Source organism: Clostridium yunnanense (assembly GCF_016595795.1).
In the GTDB taxonomy this organism is placed as follows: Bacteria; Bacillota; Clostridia; order Clostridiales; family Clostridiaceae; genus Clostridium_AR; species Clostridium_AR yunnanense.
The window spans coordinates 233,861-249,814 of record NZ_JAENHN010000048.1; the positions used below are offsets into that span (position 1 = coordinate 233,861).

Below are 15,954 nucleotides of genomic sequence, written 5' to 3' on the forward strand. Positions count from 1 at the left end.
TTATCTTTCTTAACAATGTGTTAAGTTCTAAAAGCCTTTAATTAGTGAAACATAGAAAACTAACAAAGCAAATAAAAAGTTAGCAGGATTATAACCTGCTAACTTTTTATAATTGCTTATTTAATGAAACTTGTTCCTTTATTCTTCTTAGCCCATTCCTAATTGCTCTTGCTCTTGCTTCTCCAATACCTTCAACTTGATCTAAGTCATCTGTGGTAGCCTCTAGAATTGCTGTCAATTCCTTAAAATGTTTTATAAGATTTTCTATAACAGTTGCAGGAATTCTCGGCACCTTGTTTAGAATTCTATAGCCCCTTGGTGAAATTAATGTATCTATCATTGGAACCGATACATATCCTAAAAGCTTACCTATCATATCTAAATCTAGTAATTCCTCTTGACTAAGTTTCTGTAAATCTTTATATATCTCATTATGATCCATATTAACCTTACAGTAATCTCTTATTAAAAGTATTCCATCTTGCTCTATATTCTTTATTAACTCATTTAACTGCATGGAAATCAATCTTCCTTCATTTCCAAGTTCAACTATATATCGTTCTATCTCCCCTACTATTCGCATTACCATTTCTGTCCTTTGGATAGCAGTAACTACATCAAATAAGGTTACTAAGTCTTGGAATTCTAATAAATTCAGATTATTAATAACTCTATCTAAAACTGCCACATACTTTTCAAGTGTCTGCACAGCTTGATTAGCCCTTGCTAATATAACACTACTTTCTCTCAGTACATATTTTAACTCGCCTTTATATATAGTTATTATATTTCTTCTTTGAGAGATTGCAACTGCTATCATTCCTGTTTGTTTGGCTACTCTTTGCGCAGTTCTATGCCTTGTGCCTGTTTCAAAAGTCTGTATAGACGACTCTGGTACTAACTGAGCATTCGCACAAATAATCTTTTTTAAATCTGAACTTATTACAATTGCCCCATCCATCTTTGCCAATTCGTAAATATATGATGGTGAATACTCAGAATTTATGGTAAATCCTCCATCAACAATCCTCATAACCTCTTCAGTATTACTTAGTACTATAAGCCCTCCAGTCTTAGCCCTTAATATATTTTCAAGACCTTCTCTAAGCTGCGTTCCTGGACCAACTATTTTTAATATGTTTTTAATTTCTTTATCATTTTCTATTCTCATATATCTTTCACCGACCTATCAGAAAATCTTGCTTACTGCTTCCTTTAAAGTTCTGACACCAATTACGTTTAGTCCTTCCTTATTAAGCTTATCTAAGTTCCTATATGGCACTACTACATTGGTAAAACCCATCTTTTGTGCTTCATTTACCAGCCTATCACAATTGTTTACTGGTCTTATCTCTCCAGTAAGTCCTACTTCACCAATAATCATTACTTTTTCTAATGCTCCTGCATTTCCTTTAGATGAGGATATAAGTGCTAATGCTATCCCTAAGTCAGCAGTGGTACCTTCTATATTAAGTCCACCTACAACATTTAAATAAACATCACTATTATAGAATGGTATTCTTATCTTTTTCTCAAGCACAGCTAAAATTAAGCTAAGTCTTTGATGATCTATACCTACTCCTGTACGCCTTGGCATGACAGCTTTAGTCTCTGTAACTAACGCTTGTATTTCTACAAGTATTGGTCTTGTACCCTCCATAAGTCCAACAACCATAGATCCCTCTTGATTATAACTAGTATCTTCTAAAAACATTCTTGATGGATCATAAATCTGAATAAGACCTTCTTGGCTCATTTCAAATACTCCAATTTCACTAGTTGTTCCGAATCTATTTTTCATCGTTCTGAGTATTCTAAATTCTTCTGTTCTTTCGCCTTCAAAAGAAAGTACTGTATCAACCATATGCTCTAGCACTCTAGGTCCTGCTAGTTCACCCTGTTTAGTCACATGAGCCACTATAAACAAAGGAATATTGTTGTTTTTCCCCATTCTCATTATCACATTAGAGCATTCTCTAACTTGAGACACACTTCCTGGTGCAGAAGTAACCCCTTCTTTATATATGGTTTGAATAGAGTCAATTATTACAAAAACTGGTTTTATATCTTCTATATAGCTTTCTATTATATCGAGGCTAGTCTCTGACACTATGTATAATTCTTCAGCTTCAACTCCCAGCCTATCTCCTCTTATTTTAATCTGTTCTTCTGATTCCTCACCAGAAATATAAAGAACTTTTCCATATCTTTTTGATATATTATTAGCAGTTTGTAGAAGCAGTGTGGATTTTCCTATACCTGGATCCCCAGATATTAATGTAAGAGAGCCTCTTACAAGTCCGCCACCTAAAACTCTATTTAGTTCAATAATTCCTGTATCATATCTTTCTTTTTCTCCAGATTTAATATCTTTTATTTGCTTAGGAGAACTGGTTTGTCTTGATAGTAAGGATGCTTTTTGTTGCTTTACTTCCTTTACTTCTTCTAGCATAGAATTCCACGAATTACATTCCGGGCACTTTCCTAACCATTTTGGTGATTCATAACCACATTGCTGACAAACATATAGAGTTTTAATTTTAGCCATTATATCCACCTACTACTTTATCTTTTCCTGTCATATATTAATATTCTTTCATTTTAATAAAAATATAACCATATTTTATCATAATAAAATTTATATTTTGAACTTTATAGTTAAAACACTGTAAAATTCTAAATAAACTTTGCATTTATCATACATTATTTTGTTAATATTAAACATTATATAATAATATTATACACATATTAAAGTATATCATATAAATAAACTCTATTTTTGCTCTAGGCATAAGAATTTAGTAAAATAAATGGATTATATAAATAAAATAACCTAAATTTTTATAATTTCTTATATATAAAAAAAATGTCACAAATATGTGACATTTTTAATATATATTATTATTTTATAAACTTAGCTGCAGCTTCATCAACAACAACTACTACATTTGCATGCATTTGTAGCATTGAAGCTGGTGACTTTGTGCTTATCTTTCCACTTACTAGTTGTGCTACTGCCTCAGCTTTATTTTCTCCACTAGCTAAAAGAAGTATCTTTCTTGATTTCATTATTCCACCAATGCCCATAGTTATAGCTTTCTTTGGTACTTCATCAATTGAATCAAAGAATCTTGCATTAGCTTCTATAGTACTTTCAGCTAATTCAGTTTGGTGTGTACCTTGATATAGGTACTCAGCTGGTTCATTAAAACCTATATGTCCATTACCACCTATTCCAAGCAGTTGAAGATCAACTCCACCAAGTTCTGATATTCTTTCATCATACTCTCTGCATGATGCATCAATATCTTCTGCTAACCCATTAGGAACAAAAGTTTTACTTTTATCTATATTAACATGATTGAATAGATTATCATCCATAAAATATCTATAGCTTTGTTCATGTTCCCCACTTAGCCCAACATATTCGTCAAGATTTACACTAGTTACTTTAGAGAAGTCTGCTTTTCCTTCCTTATTTAGCTTTATAAGCTCCTTATACATTCCTGCTGGAGTTCCTCCAGTAGCAAGACCTAAAACCGCATCTGGTTTGTTATTTATAAAATCAGCAATTTCTCGAGCTGCAATTTCACTCATTTCATCATAGTTTTTAGCAATTATTATTTTCATCTAAATTTCCCCTCCCGTGTTGAAATATCTACTTCTAATAAATACTTATCTGATCTGTAGGTAGATTCTTCTACGAAAAGAATCTTCCCATTATTTGTTATAGTTTTAGAATATATATTAATCAAAGGAACGTCTCTATCTACATTAAATAGTTTTTTATAATAGTCATCCATTATTATTGCTTTTATCGAAGATTGAGAATAATCTATCTTGTAACCAAAGCCTTCTAATATCTCAAAAAGTGAACCTTCTAATAATTTTTCATCTATATATCCACAATAATCACATGGTATATATACTATTTCATTTGCTATGGTCTCACCATCTACAATTCTCATTCTATCTATTCTATAAAGCTTATCAAAAGAAAATATATCATGCATATCTTCGGGAGTATCTATAATCTCTAATCCTAAAACCTTAGTTTCTAGTTTCCCACCTAGCTTCTTAATTATATTAGAGAAGCTCATCATATCTTTTTGCTTTACTTTGGGTTCACATACAAAGGTTCCTTTTCCTTTTTCTCTAATCAGTATACCTTCCTGAACTAGTTCTCCAAGAGCTTGTCTTATTGTCATTCTACTTACTCCATAACTCTCCGAAAGCTCTCTCTCACTATCTATACACTGACCAACCTTCCATACTCCTTGAGATATTTTTCTCTTTATATCTTCCTTCAACTGATAATAAACTGGTATAGGACTATTCTTATCTATCATTTTCGTTCCTCCTAATTTAATTATATTATAAATCTCTCCACTTGTCTAGACCACTATACTACTATACTTTAATTTCTTTGTTTTTATTTATAAGTAAAAATAATTTCAGAAATGAAATAGTTGTAATAATCATCCCCTTAATTATGTTATACGTAACTTCATATATACAAGGTTGCATTAAAGCCTTCATTGCATCTATCTATGAAGTAGTATCCACTTTTACCATACATTAAAGAGTGATCCATAAGATCCTCCACAAAACATATTATAGCATTATACGTTGATAGTATTAAAGAGTCCTTATAGAGAGATAACCTGATTATGTATCTGTAACAGACTTATACAAATAATTTTATATAAAGATAGTATAAACTCATTAACCATATTAAACATAAAGTGTATTTAAAATAACTTAAAGATTAATTTTTTTAATATGTATATTATCTTCATATAGTCAAATCATAATAATGTAAAGTTACTTTCTATATAAGAATCAAACTTGTAAATATCATATTGAATTACATTTAAATTCAATATATACAAGAAAGAGAGGTACTTAGGCATGTTAATAGATAAATTAACATTAAACCGAATACAAAATACAAACCCACTAAAAGACCAGATGTCTGAATCATTATCCTCTAAGTTTTTTACGAATATAGGTAGCACGTATACTACAGAAAATGAAAACTATATCTTAAATGATAACTTAGAAGATAAAAACATAATTAAATAATTTTAACTATTATTTTAGAAGCATTAACTATCAGTATTCATATAATATAAAAGATTAAATAACTTTTGTATTGAATAATATACCCTCATGAGGTATAATGAATTTAGATAATAATTATTTGTTAATAAGGAGTGAAATGTTATGGTAAAAGTATATACAACTAATTCATGCCCTTGGTGCGTTAAGGCAAAGAGCTACTTAAAATCACAAGGAGTTAATTATGAAGAACTAAATGTTCAAGAAGATTTAACTGCTAGAGAAGAAATGGTTAATAAGTCAAGACAAATGGGAGTTCCTGTTTTAGATATAAACGGCACCGTAATAGTTGGATTTGATAAACCTGCTATAGATCAAGCTTTAGGCCTTTAATTATAATAAATGAAGGTATCTCAACATTGAGATACCTTCATTTATTTTTGTCTAATTTTGATTTTTTACATGCTCATGATTTCTTAAATGATTTATGCAGTATTCATGATTTCCTTCACAAATTGAACAATATCTGAACTCCATTGTAGGGTCATCATTTTCTGTTATTCCACATATCTCACACTTATGTCTCCATACTAATTTAATATGCTTAGTTTTATTTTTGAATTTTTTCTTGTTGTTATAAGCATAAGTGCCATGCTTCCCTTTATTTAATATATCTTTACCGAAAAATAATACGAAGTTAATCAAGGCAGCAACTATAGCTAACTTAGCATCTAGACCTCCTCCTATAAAGGACAAAGCTAGGAATGCTGCATCAAGCCAAGCTAAATATTTTATCTTAACAGGTATTATAAAGAATAATAGTATTTGATAATCAGGATACACATATGCAAATGCTAGAAATAGTGAGAGTGTTAGGTATTCTGCCGATGCTCCCCCTGATATAAATCCAGCTATTATAGTACCAATAACACCAACAAAATAATAAACATTAAACTTGAAACTTCCCCACTCATTTTCTAAGGTAGATCCTATCATATAATAAAAATATAAAACAAATATTATGAATAGCGGAGATGATCCCGGTGGTATAAAAATAAATGTTATTATCCTCCATATTTCACCTTTTAAAACAAGACTAGGTATAAATAAAAGTTTATAAGATAAACTAGTTTGAAATAATCCGTTTCCTCTGAACAAGTAATCAACTAAATATACAAATAGATTTGCTCCCACTATATACATCATTAAGTTTTTTATTGCAAACCTACCAAACTTTCTTTCTAATTTATTTAACCATTGCACTCTATTCACTCCTTATATTAAATGTAAAATCAATCCTAAGCTTTATATTTTAATTATATCCAAATAATCATCAATTAACTAGATATAAAACCATGTTCTATTATTATATAATAAAAACCCCTCTAAGAGGGATTTTTTAATACTATGCTAATATTATGTTGCTTATTTTATTGCTAACCGCACAATCAAATCTTAGCTTTCATTAAATAATAAGGCTAATATATATACTTCCTCTTAGCTATAAAACTTAATATTATTGTAATTAAGTATATAGATACTATTATGAATGCTAATATTGTTGTAGATAAAGTTGTATAAAAGTTTAAACATCCAGTTAGTATTAGGGCCACTCCGATTACAATGTTTTGAGTTCTCAAAAACTTTATTAAATCATTTGAAATTTTATTATATTTTTTAAAATTCGAGAAGTTCTTGATCCTCTCATCTGAAGCTCTAAAGCCAGCACCACATACCATTGCACCAAATATAATTAAGAATGTACTAAAAATTATATCCTCCAATAAATTCACCCCTTTTATATTATAATTTCAAAATATCTACTAAAACTTATAGAATAAAACCTTAGTAATATCAATTAATATTATTATATCTTAACTATCCATATTAAATGTTAAATATAACCATATAAATTTTCCTAGTAATATTTTATTTTTTAAGGAAACACTAATGTTGAAATTTAATTGAAGGCAGGTGTTTTTATGAAAGCAAGTGATATAATGAGTAAATCTATCGTAAGTTTATCTTCAAATGATACTATTGAAAGAGCTGCAACACTTATGAAAGAATATGATATAGGATCAGTTCCAGTATGTGACGGAGATAAGGTTATAGGCATAGTAACAGATAGAGACATAACTTTAAGAGCCGTTTCCTCTGGAGCTAATACCTCAAGCGAAGCTGTTAAAAATGTTATGACAACTAATCCTGTAACTGCTTCACCAGACATGAGCTTAGAAGATTTATCAAGAATAATGAGTCAACAACAAATAAGAAGAATTCCTATAGTTGAAAATCAAAGATTGGTTGGTGTAGTATCCCTTGGAGATTTAGCAACAGAGCCTCAAGCTGATCAAAAAGCTGGCCACTCACTAAGTGATATATCTCAACCTGGTACTCAAAACTATTAATAAGCACAAAGCCTATATTTAATAATAAAAGTCCCTAAGATAGTAAGCTAAAAGTATTTATTACTTTTTAGCTTACTATCTTTTATTTTTAATGGGACTACACACCACAGATTATATAATCAAAAAATTGCTGAAGAAAATATCGCTTTAGCAGTATTTTCACTTATTGTAGTATACTTATTTTCATAGCACTGCTTATAAACTTTTCCAATAAAATTCAGGTTATTAAATCTTTTGTTTGAGAGATTTTTAATTATACCTACGTAGTTATATATGAAAGGACGGTGCAAAATGAAGATCACTAGTGAAAACTTTATACCTCAGCTGATAAAGAAGAATCCTTCTGCCTTAGACTACGTCATAGATAACTACTCCAACTTAATGTTTAAAGTAATAACTTCTGTTCTAGGAGCAGATCATAGAGAAGACTGTATGGAGTGCTTAAATGACGTAATCTTAAAGATATGGAATAACATCTCCTCTTATAAATCTGAGGAGTCAAAATTCACTTCTTGGTTAATTGCAGTGAGTAAATATAACGCAATAGATTACAAGCGAAAACTTTTGAAAACTAAAAATCAATGTGATATTGATGACATTACTCTAATAAATGAAAAAAGTACAGAAGATATAATACTAGATAATGAAAACAGAAGTGAACTTTTAAATATTATAAATACATTAGAATATCCTGATAGAGAAATTTTTATAAGAAGATATCTTATTGGAGATAGCATAAACACAATATGTTCTTCTTTAAATCTCACTCGCTCTTCAGTTGATAACAGGATTTTCAGAGGCAAGAAAAAATTAAAGGAACAATTAACTAGTGTTTATGGAGGTGTTGTCAATGAATGATAATATATATGAATTATTAAATTCATCTTCTTTTAACGAAGAAGAGTTTGGCAATATAGAAACGGACTTAACAGACCTAGAAATTAAACAATTAAAAAATAATTTCAGAAAAAATAATAAAGTTTTCAATAAGAAAAAGTTTATGTACATAGCAGCTTCACTAGCTATTTTCATAACAGTTGGAACTTTTACAGTTAAACCTGCTTTTGCACAATCTTTTATAGAAAGTATACCAGTTATAGATTCTCTATATGAGAAATTAGGCTACTATAAAGAGTTCAAAGACTTTTCTAGTTATGTGGGCTTAAGCCAAGAAAAAGACGGATATAAATTCACTATAGATAAGCTCATGGCTGATGATGAAAATGTTATGGTTGCTATGAGGATTTATAAGCCTGGATTGAACACTGAAAAAAGTAAGGATGGTAAAAGCATAAATGATTTTATGATAACTCCATATCTACCAAATTCGTTCGAATTGTTTATGTCTGCTCATAATAATTCAAAAATTATTGATGATAACACCCTCTTAGTAGTGACTACCTTTGAAACAGATCCTTCAAAAAAGCCGCCAAAAAGATTTGATCTCTCAATAGAAATTCATAATACTCTAGTCAATGACGTAAGTGTTAAATTTATTTTACCAGTTTCAAGAGAGAAAATAATAAAGGAAACCATAAGTAAAGAGAATGTAGGAAAGATTAGTCTAAGCGCCTCCGAGCAAATAATAATAGATAGAATAAAAATAAGCCCTTTAGGTACATCGATAAAATATACTCTACCAAAAGGTATATCAGATCCTAATGACTTTTCTTTTTACCTTTATGATGATAAAGGGCGAATATATAAAGATAGATCTTCTAGATCTATGGATGAACAAACCTATATATCAGACTACTTTCCTAATATAGAAAAGGATTTTAAAAAGCTGTATATAGTAGCATATAAAACTAACTTAGTTGATATCCAAAACGACTTAAGTAAAGCAAATAAGTATTCTGAGGAAATTTCTAAAAAGTATGATTTAAAAACGTTTCAAAATTTTAAATTAAATGATTTTGGAAATATAAATGTTAATAACATAGAGAGAATTTCTAATAATATAAAATTTTATATTGAATTAAATGATCCAAGGAACTTGCTAAAACAAAACTTCCCGATATGGCTTCAAAATAAAAACGATGAGTTTGATAACAGTATTTCTTTCGACGACATTAGTTTTTATAAAAATCAAAATTCAGCTAATAATAATGATTATATTGTTGAGTTTAAAAACATCAATGAAAGTAAAGAGTATCTTTATGGTGTTTACGCTCCATATTGTAATACATTAGTTCAAGGAGAACCACTAGAAGTTAACCTTAAATAATCAAAAAAACCACTGAGAACATCTAATTCTCAGTGGTTATTTTGCTATTTTACAGAACTAATTTTGTCTAAAGGCCATATTCTTAGTCTTGCTTTTCCTTCAACTTGCTTTTTATCGATAAGACCAAAAGATCTACTGTCTATGCTTACTTCCCTGTTATCCCCTAAAACAAACAATTTTCCTTCAGATACTTTTAAAGGAAAATTAATTCCTTCCGTTACTGTTGTACCTTGAGTATATGTTTCATTAAGTTTTTCTCCATTTACATATACATAACCATCTCTTAAATCTATCTCATCACCTGGAATACCTATAACTCTTTTAACTAGTCTAGTATTCTGTTGTTTTTTCTGAGTAACGTCATCTAAGAATATCTTAAAGTCTTCAAAAGAGTTCTCCTTACTCCTATTTTCTAAAAATATTATTATGTCACCTCTTTTAGGTTCAGTAAAACCATAGCTTACCTTATCTACAAGCAGTTCCTGCCCCTCGTGTAAAGTATTTTCCATGGACCTCTGTTGCACTTGAACCATAGCGAAAACTTTTGTATCAAGTATTGTCACTAAAATTAATGCTCCAGCAATTGTGTAAATCCAACTCATTGCCTCTTTTAATATCTTCTTTTTTTCTATCATGCTTCCTCCTATAACCATATTAATATTATAAATTAACTCTATCTATATAATATTACTTACACAATTTAAAAATCCTTCTAAACTTTATTAACTTATTAGATATATTTTGTAAATTTATTGCTAACTAATATAAATTCAACCTACCACCATAGCTAATAAATATATTTATTATTACATTAGGTTTATAATATGCTAAAACACTTCACTTATACTTTTTACATCTCTTAAACTTAGTGTTTAATCACGATAAAAAAATCTAGATCTGAATTACAAACCTAGATTTGTCTATAAAGTAAAAGCCTAAATAATATACTTAATTTGCACTACTTAATTATGCTTGCTGAACCATTCCCTTTTTTACAAATGCCATCGTCTCCCACTTCCTTGTTCTCCATCTCCAAAGCATTAAAATTCCTCTGAACCACTCATCACAAGCGAAAGCTATCCACATCCCAGCAAGTCCTAAACCTAATTTTATGCCCAGCAGATACGATAAGGTTACGCTAACTCCCCACATTGAGAATATACCCATGTACACAGGGAACTTAACATCTCCAGAAGCTCTTAAAGAGTTAATTACTACTAAATTAAAGGAACGTCCTGGTTCTAAAAACGCATCTATTATCAGAATCACTCCACCTACTGCTAATATTTTAGGATTAGAAGTAAATATTCCTAAGGCTTGATTTCTAAGTATGGCGAATATAATTCCTATTCCAAAAGATATCTTCAAAGCCAGTTTTAGACTGTGAATACAGGTTTTATAAGCTTTATCATTTTCCTCAGCACCAACTAAGTGTCCTATAAGTATTTCAGTACCTTGCCCTATAGCTATTGAAAACAAATATGCAAACATTACAATATTTTGCACATAAGCTTTTGTAGTTAGTGCTTCATTTCCTAAGAAGTTGATAAAGTATGTTATAACAAGCTGAGATACATTGTATGAAAGCTGCTCTCCAGCAGTAGGAACCCCTATTTTTAAAAGGTCCTTTACTATTTTTGTAGGGAATGGTTTTAAATTTTTTAAGCTAAACCCTCTCTCAACATTTCTAAATACCACAAAAATCATTACAATAAGTGCAAGGAACTTACTAATATTTGTAGATATCGCAACCCCAGATACCCCTAACACAGGAACTCCAAAAGCACCAAATATAAATATATAATCTAACACAACATGTAATACGTTCATCCCTATGGTAACATACATTGATATCTTTGTAAGTCCATGACTTCTAACTATAGCTGTGCAAGTCATCATCACAGCTTGCATGAATAGAAATCCGCCTACTATCTGTAGATACTGCACTGCAAATTTCATAAGCTCTGGTCTAATGCCCATAGCACCCAATATACCATGAGCAGCAAAATACATTATTCCACTAAGTAAAAGTCCAAATAATAGATTAATAATTAATGATACCGTAGCTACTTTTGAAGCCATCTTTTTGTTTCCAGCACCTAAGTTTTGAGCAATAAGTACTGAAGTACCTGTAGATAATATTCCAAACATTATATTCATCATCGATATCAACTGATTGGATACTCCAACAGCCGCTACTGAATTATCAGAATATCTACTTAACATCAATGTGTCTACACTTCCTAGTAGCATAAACAGTAAGGTTTCTATAAAGATAGGCCATGTTAAGTTAAATACAGTTAGTTGCCTTTTCTCTTTCTTTTTATTTGTCAAAATACTCATCTCCGATTTAATAATTATGTTGTTACTTATATTTATTGTCTCCACAAACTGACGATCCAAGTTCGAAACCACTATTGATTAATATATCTTTAGTAACCATATTTTGATTATACTTATTCTTTAACTTCAAAAGATATATATCATGATGTATATGTTCTGCAACTATTGATACCATTAGTGAATTTTCTGTTATAGTTCCTAATATATCACCATCACGTGTTTCATTCGCTATAAGTGATTTTTTATTATCAACAATCATCATCCATCTCCTGCCATCATAAAACATACTCTTACTTTCATGATGATAATATTCTACATCTAATCCACTTATGTCTAGGCTTTCAAAGGAAAACACTATTACTCTAACATTCTTCTTAATTAATTGCTTTATTTCTTGTTCAAATAACTTTAATTCAAAAGTAGTAGATATATATACTTCATTTTCAGTCTCTAATAGTAATCTTTTAGTAGTATCTATAAAATTCGAATACCCTTTCATATTCCAATATTGATCATCCATTTTAAATTTATCAATATTACTTAAAGATTTCTCCAATATATCTATAGAATTTTGGTAGTTATTTTTTATATTATTTATCAAGGTATCTGGTGACTGAGCTTTATATACAGTTGGCTCACCAGAAAGCATTAACACATTTCCTCTGTTATATAAGTTCTCTAGAGAACTGTATATTGAACTTCTCGATATATTAAGTAATTTAGATATTTGAGAACCATTTAGCTCACCATTCTTAAGCAAACATATATAAACCTCAGCTTCTGTTTTTGTAAAATTAAAATCCTGTAATTTATTAATTAAGTCTTCCATTTATCCTCCTGATCACACTTCTTGTATGTTGTACTTATTGTACAACATAATTATTTTCTAAGTCAAACACTAATTTACTTGAATATATAATAATAGATTTTTAATCCTCTTATTCTTCAAATAAAAAAACCTCTTTAGGATAACTTTACAAATCATCCTAAAGAGGTTTTTATCACTTACATTTATAACTAATCAGCTAAATTTATAACTATAGCTTTTGGTCTGCTCATTGCTTCTATTGAATATCTTATACCTTGAGTTCCTATACCTGAAGATTTAACTCCTAGGAATGGGAAGTGGTCTGGTCCTCTTTCAGTCTTGTTATTGACTTGAACAGTACCAACTTCAAGTTTTGATGCTATATAGAATGCAGCATTAATATCTTTTGTAAATACAGATGATTGCAATCCATACTCAGAAGCATTAGCTATCTTTATTGCAGCATCTCTATCACTAATTCTTATTATAGGAAGTACTGGTCCAAATGGCTCTTCCCATGCTAATCTCATATCTATTGTAACCCTATCATATAGTGTTGGATATATTAAGTTTCCTTCTCTATTTCCACCAATTATAAGTTTTGCACCTTTTTCTTCAGCTTCTCTCATAAGTTCTTCTACAAAATCAGCTGACTTAGTGTCTATTAAAGGAACAACATCAACTTGATCCTGTTCTAAAGGATTACCTACCTTTAAAGCTTCAATCTTTGTCTTAAGTTTAGATATCAATTCATCTGCAACTGATTCCATTACTAATATTCTCTTAACTGCTGTACATCTTTGACCTGAATATGAGTATGCTCCTGCTATTATATTTTTAACTGTAAGGTCTAAGTCTGCATCTTCTAAAACTATAGCTGCATCCTTTCCTCCAAGTTCCATAAGAAGTGGTTTCATTGCAGTTATTTGTGATATATGCTTACCAACCTCAGTACTTCCTGTGAAGTTTATAAAATCAACATGATCATGAGTAACTGCATAGTCACCTATTTCACTACCTCTTCCTGTAACTGTATTTAATACCCCTGCTGGAAGACCTGCTTCTTGGAAAGCTTTTGCTAGATATAAAGCTGAAATACTCCCTTGCGTAGCTGGTTTTAACACTACTGAATTACCTGCTACTACAGCTGGTGCTATCTTTGAGGCAGATAGATTTACAGGATAATTAAATGGAGATATTGCAAGTATCACACCTAATGGTTCTCTAGTTACTACTGAAATTTTGCTTCTATTGAAGCCAGGGAATGGATCTGAAGGTATTGACTCACCTTCCATACTCTTAGCAGCATCTGCAGTAAATCTAATATAATCAGCAGTTCTTGTAACTTCTGAAACAGCACTCTTCTTATCTTTGGCAACTTCTCTCACCATTATATTAGCTATTTCTTCTGCTTTTTTATCTAAAATATCTGCAGTTTTATAAAGAATATCTGCTCTTTCATTTAGTGGAACATTCCTCCAAGATAATTGAGCTTCGCTAGCATTTTGTATAGCAGCGTTTACTTCTTCTTTACTCATAGCCTGAATGCTTCCTACCAATGATTGATCAATTGGTGATTTTATATCTATTAATTTTTTTGTATTTGTTTCAATCCATTGACCATTTACAAGATTTTTATATACACTCTCATTACGTATATCGCTAAACATTATTTTACCTCCAATGCTCTATCTATTTTCTCTCTATCAAAACCCACTATTACTTCTCCGTTTATATCGATAACTGGCACTGATCTTTGACCAGATACAGCAAATACTTCTTCTCTAAATTCATGTTCATCAGCTACATTTATCTCTGAGTATTCTACTCCTTTTATCTTAAAGTAGTCTTTTGCTTTAACACACCAAGGACACCATGATGTTGAATATATTTTTACCATATTACTTACCTCTCTTTACTTCTAAAATATACTTTTCTGCATCAAGTGCAGCAATAGTTCCATCTGCTACTGCAGTTGTAATTTGTCTAAATTGCTTTTCTCTCACATCACCAGCAGCATACACACCTTTTATGTTTGTTCTTGTATTTTCATCTGCTAATATATACCCTTGAGGAGTTAGATTTACATAGTCTTTGAAATGTCCAGTCTTAGGTTCTGTTCCTATATATCCAAAAACAGCTTCCATCTGGATCTCTTTTTCTTCTCCTGTATTTGTGTTCTTTATCTTAGCTTTCTCCATGAATTTTTCACCTGATACATCAACTAAGTCCCAGTTGTACATAACTTCTATCTTTGGATGGTGTAAAACTTCTTCAAGAGTTGCAGCTTCCCCTTTAAAATAGTCATATCTTCTTATCATTACTACCTTTGATGCAAACTTAGTAAGGAATAAAGCTTCTTCAAGAGCTGAATTTCCACCACCAACTACTCCAATAACTTTTCCTTCATACATAGCTCCATCACAAACTGCACAGTAATGTATACCCTTACCAGAGAAACTCTCTTCACTTGGTATAGGAAGCTTTTTAGGAGTTGCCCCTGTTGCTATTATTACTGCTTTAGGCTTATATATATAACTAGTAGTTTCAACTATCTTTTCATTTTCAGAAAAATCTACTCTTTCTACTAAGTCAAATTCATCTATTTTAGCACCTAATTCAAGTGCCTGTTCTTGCATTAAATCTGCTAGTTTACTACCTTCAACTGTTTTAAATCCTGGATAGTTTTCTATGGAATAACTAGTTCTTACCTGGCCACCTACTATAGCATCTTCTAAAAGAACCATATCTAGTTTAGCTCTAGCTGCATAAATAGCCGCAGTTAATCCAGCAGGTCCTCCACCTATTATCATTAAATCAATTAGCTTTTCATTTTTCGCCATGTTTTTCCCTCTTTCCTAGTAATACTTCTGACAGTTTTAATTACCCCCAAGGGGTATCCTTAATATTATTATAGCACTATAAACTCATTTTGCAACCTATTTTTACAAGATAATTATTATTAATTATCTACACCTCTTCTATCTTATAGTTTTTTATTAATTATATTTATTATTCAAGTTTTTTTATTATAAGGTCCTTAGTTCACCTATTAAGTTATTCATACCTAAAGAGTATAGGCCCATGATTTTTGAACATGCATA

The 15,954-nt window shown here is 30.4% G+C and carries 16 protein-coding genes; 4 read left to right on the forward strand and 12 right to left on the reverse strand.

What is annotated here, in order from left to right:
* Positions 1-106: 106 nt before the first annotated feature.
* From disA to JHL18_RS18410, 4 genes are all read right to left on the reverse strand, one after another.
* Positions 107-1,171 carry a DNA integrity scanning diadenylate cyclase DisA gene (gene disA, locus JHL18_RS18395; protein WP_200271914.1) on the reverse strand — a complete coding sequence of 355 codons (1,065 nt, stop codon included), beginning with the start codon at positions 1,169-1,171 and terminating at the stop codon, positions 107-109.
* Positions 1,172-1,189: 18 nt separating this feature from the next.
* Complete coding sequence (radA, locus tag JHL18_RS18400) at positions 1,190-2,548, reverse strand: DNA repair protein RadA (protein ID WP_200271916.1); 1,359 nt, start codon at positions 2,546-2,548, stop codon at positions 1,190-1,192.
* Positions 2,549-2,901: 353 nt separating this feature from the next.
* Positions 2,902-3,630: a glucosamine-6-phosphate deaminase gene (nagB, locus tag JHL18_RS18405; protein WP_200271919.1), complete on the reverse strand. Its 729-nt coding sequence runs from the start codon at positions 3,628-3,630 to the stop codon at positions 2,902-2,904.
* The gene (locus tag JHL18_RS18410; protein ID WP_200271921.1) at positions 3,627-4,349 is read right to left on the reverse strand and encodes a GntR family transcriptional regulator; all 723 of its coding nucleotides are present in this window, start codon (positions 4,347-4,349) and stop codon (positions 3,627-3,629) included. Before JHL18_RS18410 ends, nagB begins: the two co-directional genes overlap by 4 nt.
* 877 nt (positions 4,350-5,226) lie before the next feature.
* Between JHL18_RS18410 and JHL18_RS18415 the strand changes: the two genes are divergently transcribed.
* A complete protein-coding gene (locus tag JHL18_RS18415) occupies positions 5,227-5,454 on the forward strand; it encodes a glutaredoxin family protein (protein WP_183279241.1) in 228 nt (75 codons plus the stop codon).
* Between the two features lie 51 nt (positions 5,455-5,505).
* Here the strand turns inward: JHL18_RS18415 and JHL18_RS18420 are convergent, their stop codons facing one another.
* Positions 5,506-6,324, reverse strand: a complete 819-nt coding sequence (locus JHL18_RS18420) for a rhomboid family intramembrane serine protease (protein WP_200271923.1) — start codon at positions 6,322-6,324, stop codon at positions 5,506-5,508.
* A 215-nt stretch (positions 6,325-6,539) separates the two neighbouring features.
* Positions 6,540-6,845, reverse strand: coding sequence for a hypothetical protein (locus JHL18_RS18425; RefSeq protein WP_200271925.1), 306 nt, complete (start codon positions 6,843-6,845; stop codon positions 6,540-6,542).
* Between the two features lie 198 nt (positions 6,846-7,043).
* On the opposite strand from JHL18_RS18425, the gene JHL18_RS18430 reads away from it, so the two are divergent.
* The 3 genes from JHL18_RS18430 (at position 7,044) to JHL18_RS18440 (ending at position 9,699) form a co-directional block, all read left to right on the forward strand.
* Positions 7,044-7,472: a CBS domain-containing protein gene (locus JHL18_RS18430; RefSeq protein WP_200271926.1), complete on the forward strand. Its 429-nt coding sequence runs from the start codon at positions 7,044-7,046 to the stop codon at positions 7,470-7,472.
* 291 nt (positions 7,473-7,763) lie between these two features.
* Positions 7,764-8,330 carry a sigma-70 family RNA polymerase sigma factor gene (locus JHL18_RS18435; protein WP_200271928.1) on the forward strand — a complete coding sequence of 189 codons (567 nt, stop codon included), beginning with the start codon at positions 7,764-7,766 and terminating at the stop codon, positions 8,328-8,330.
* Complete coding sequence (locus tag JHL18_RS18440) at positions 8,323-9,699, forward strand: DUF4179 domain-containing protein (protein WP_200271930.1); 1,377 nt, start codon at positions 8,323-8,325, stop codon at positions 9,697-9,699. Before JHL18_RS18435 ends, JHL18_RS18440 begins: the two co-directional genes overlap by 8 nt.
* 44 nt (positions 9,700-9,743) lie before the next feature.
* Here JHL18_RS18440 and lepB read toward each other — a convergent pair whose 3' ends face one another.
* From lepB to trxB, 6 genes are all read right to left on the reverse strand, one after another.
* Positions 9,744-10,334: a signal peptidase I gene (lepB, locus tag JHL18_RS18445; protein WP_207753051.1), complete on the reverse strand. Its 591-nt coding sequence runs from the start codon at positions 10,332-10,334 to the stop codon at positions 9,744-9,746.
* Between the two features lie 331 nt (positions 10,335-10,665).
* Positions 10,666-12,042: an MATE family efflux transporter gene (locus JHL18_RS18450; RefSeq protein ID WP_200271983.1), complete on the reverse strand. Its 1,377-nt coding sequence runs from the start codon at positions 12,040-12,042 to the stop codon at positions 10,666-10,668.
* 22 nt (positions 12,043-12,064) lie between these two features.
* The gene (locus JHL18_RS18455; protein WP_200271932.1) at positions 12,065-12,871 is read right to left on the reverse strand and encodes a TrmB family transcriptional regulator; all 807 of its coding nucleotides are present in this window, start codon (positions 12,869-12,871) and stop codon (positions 12,065-12,067) included.
* 188 nt (positions 12,872-13,059) lie between these two features.
* Positions 13,060-14,520 carry an NADP-dependent glyceraldehyde-3-phosphate dehydrogenase gene (locus JHL18_RS18460; protein WP_200271934.1) on the reverse strand — a complete coding sequence of 487 codons (1,461 nt, stop codon included), beginning with the start codon at positions 14,518-14,520 and terminating at the stop codon, positions 13,060-13,062.
* A complete protein-coding gene (locus tag JHL18_RS18465) occupies positions 14,520-14,750 on the reverse strand; it encodes a glutaredoxin family protein (RefSeq protein ID WP_200271935.1) in 231 nt (76 codons plus the stop codon). Before JHL18_RS18465 ends, JHL18_RS18460 begins: the two co-directional genes overlap by 1 nt.
* Before the next feature lies 1 nt (position 14,751).
* Positions 14,752-15,693, reverse strand: a complete 942-nt coding sequence (gene trxB, locus JHL18_RS18470; RefSeq protein ID WP_200271937.1) for a thioredoxin-disulfide reductase — start codon at positions 15,691-15,693, stop codon at positions 14,752-14,754.
* Positions 15,694-15,954: the final 261 nt, after the last annotated feature.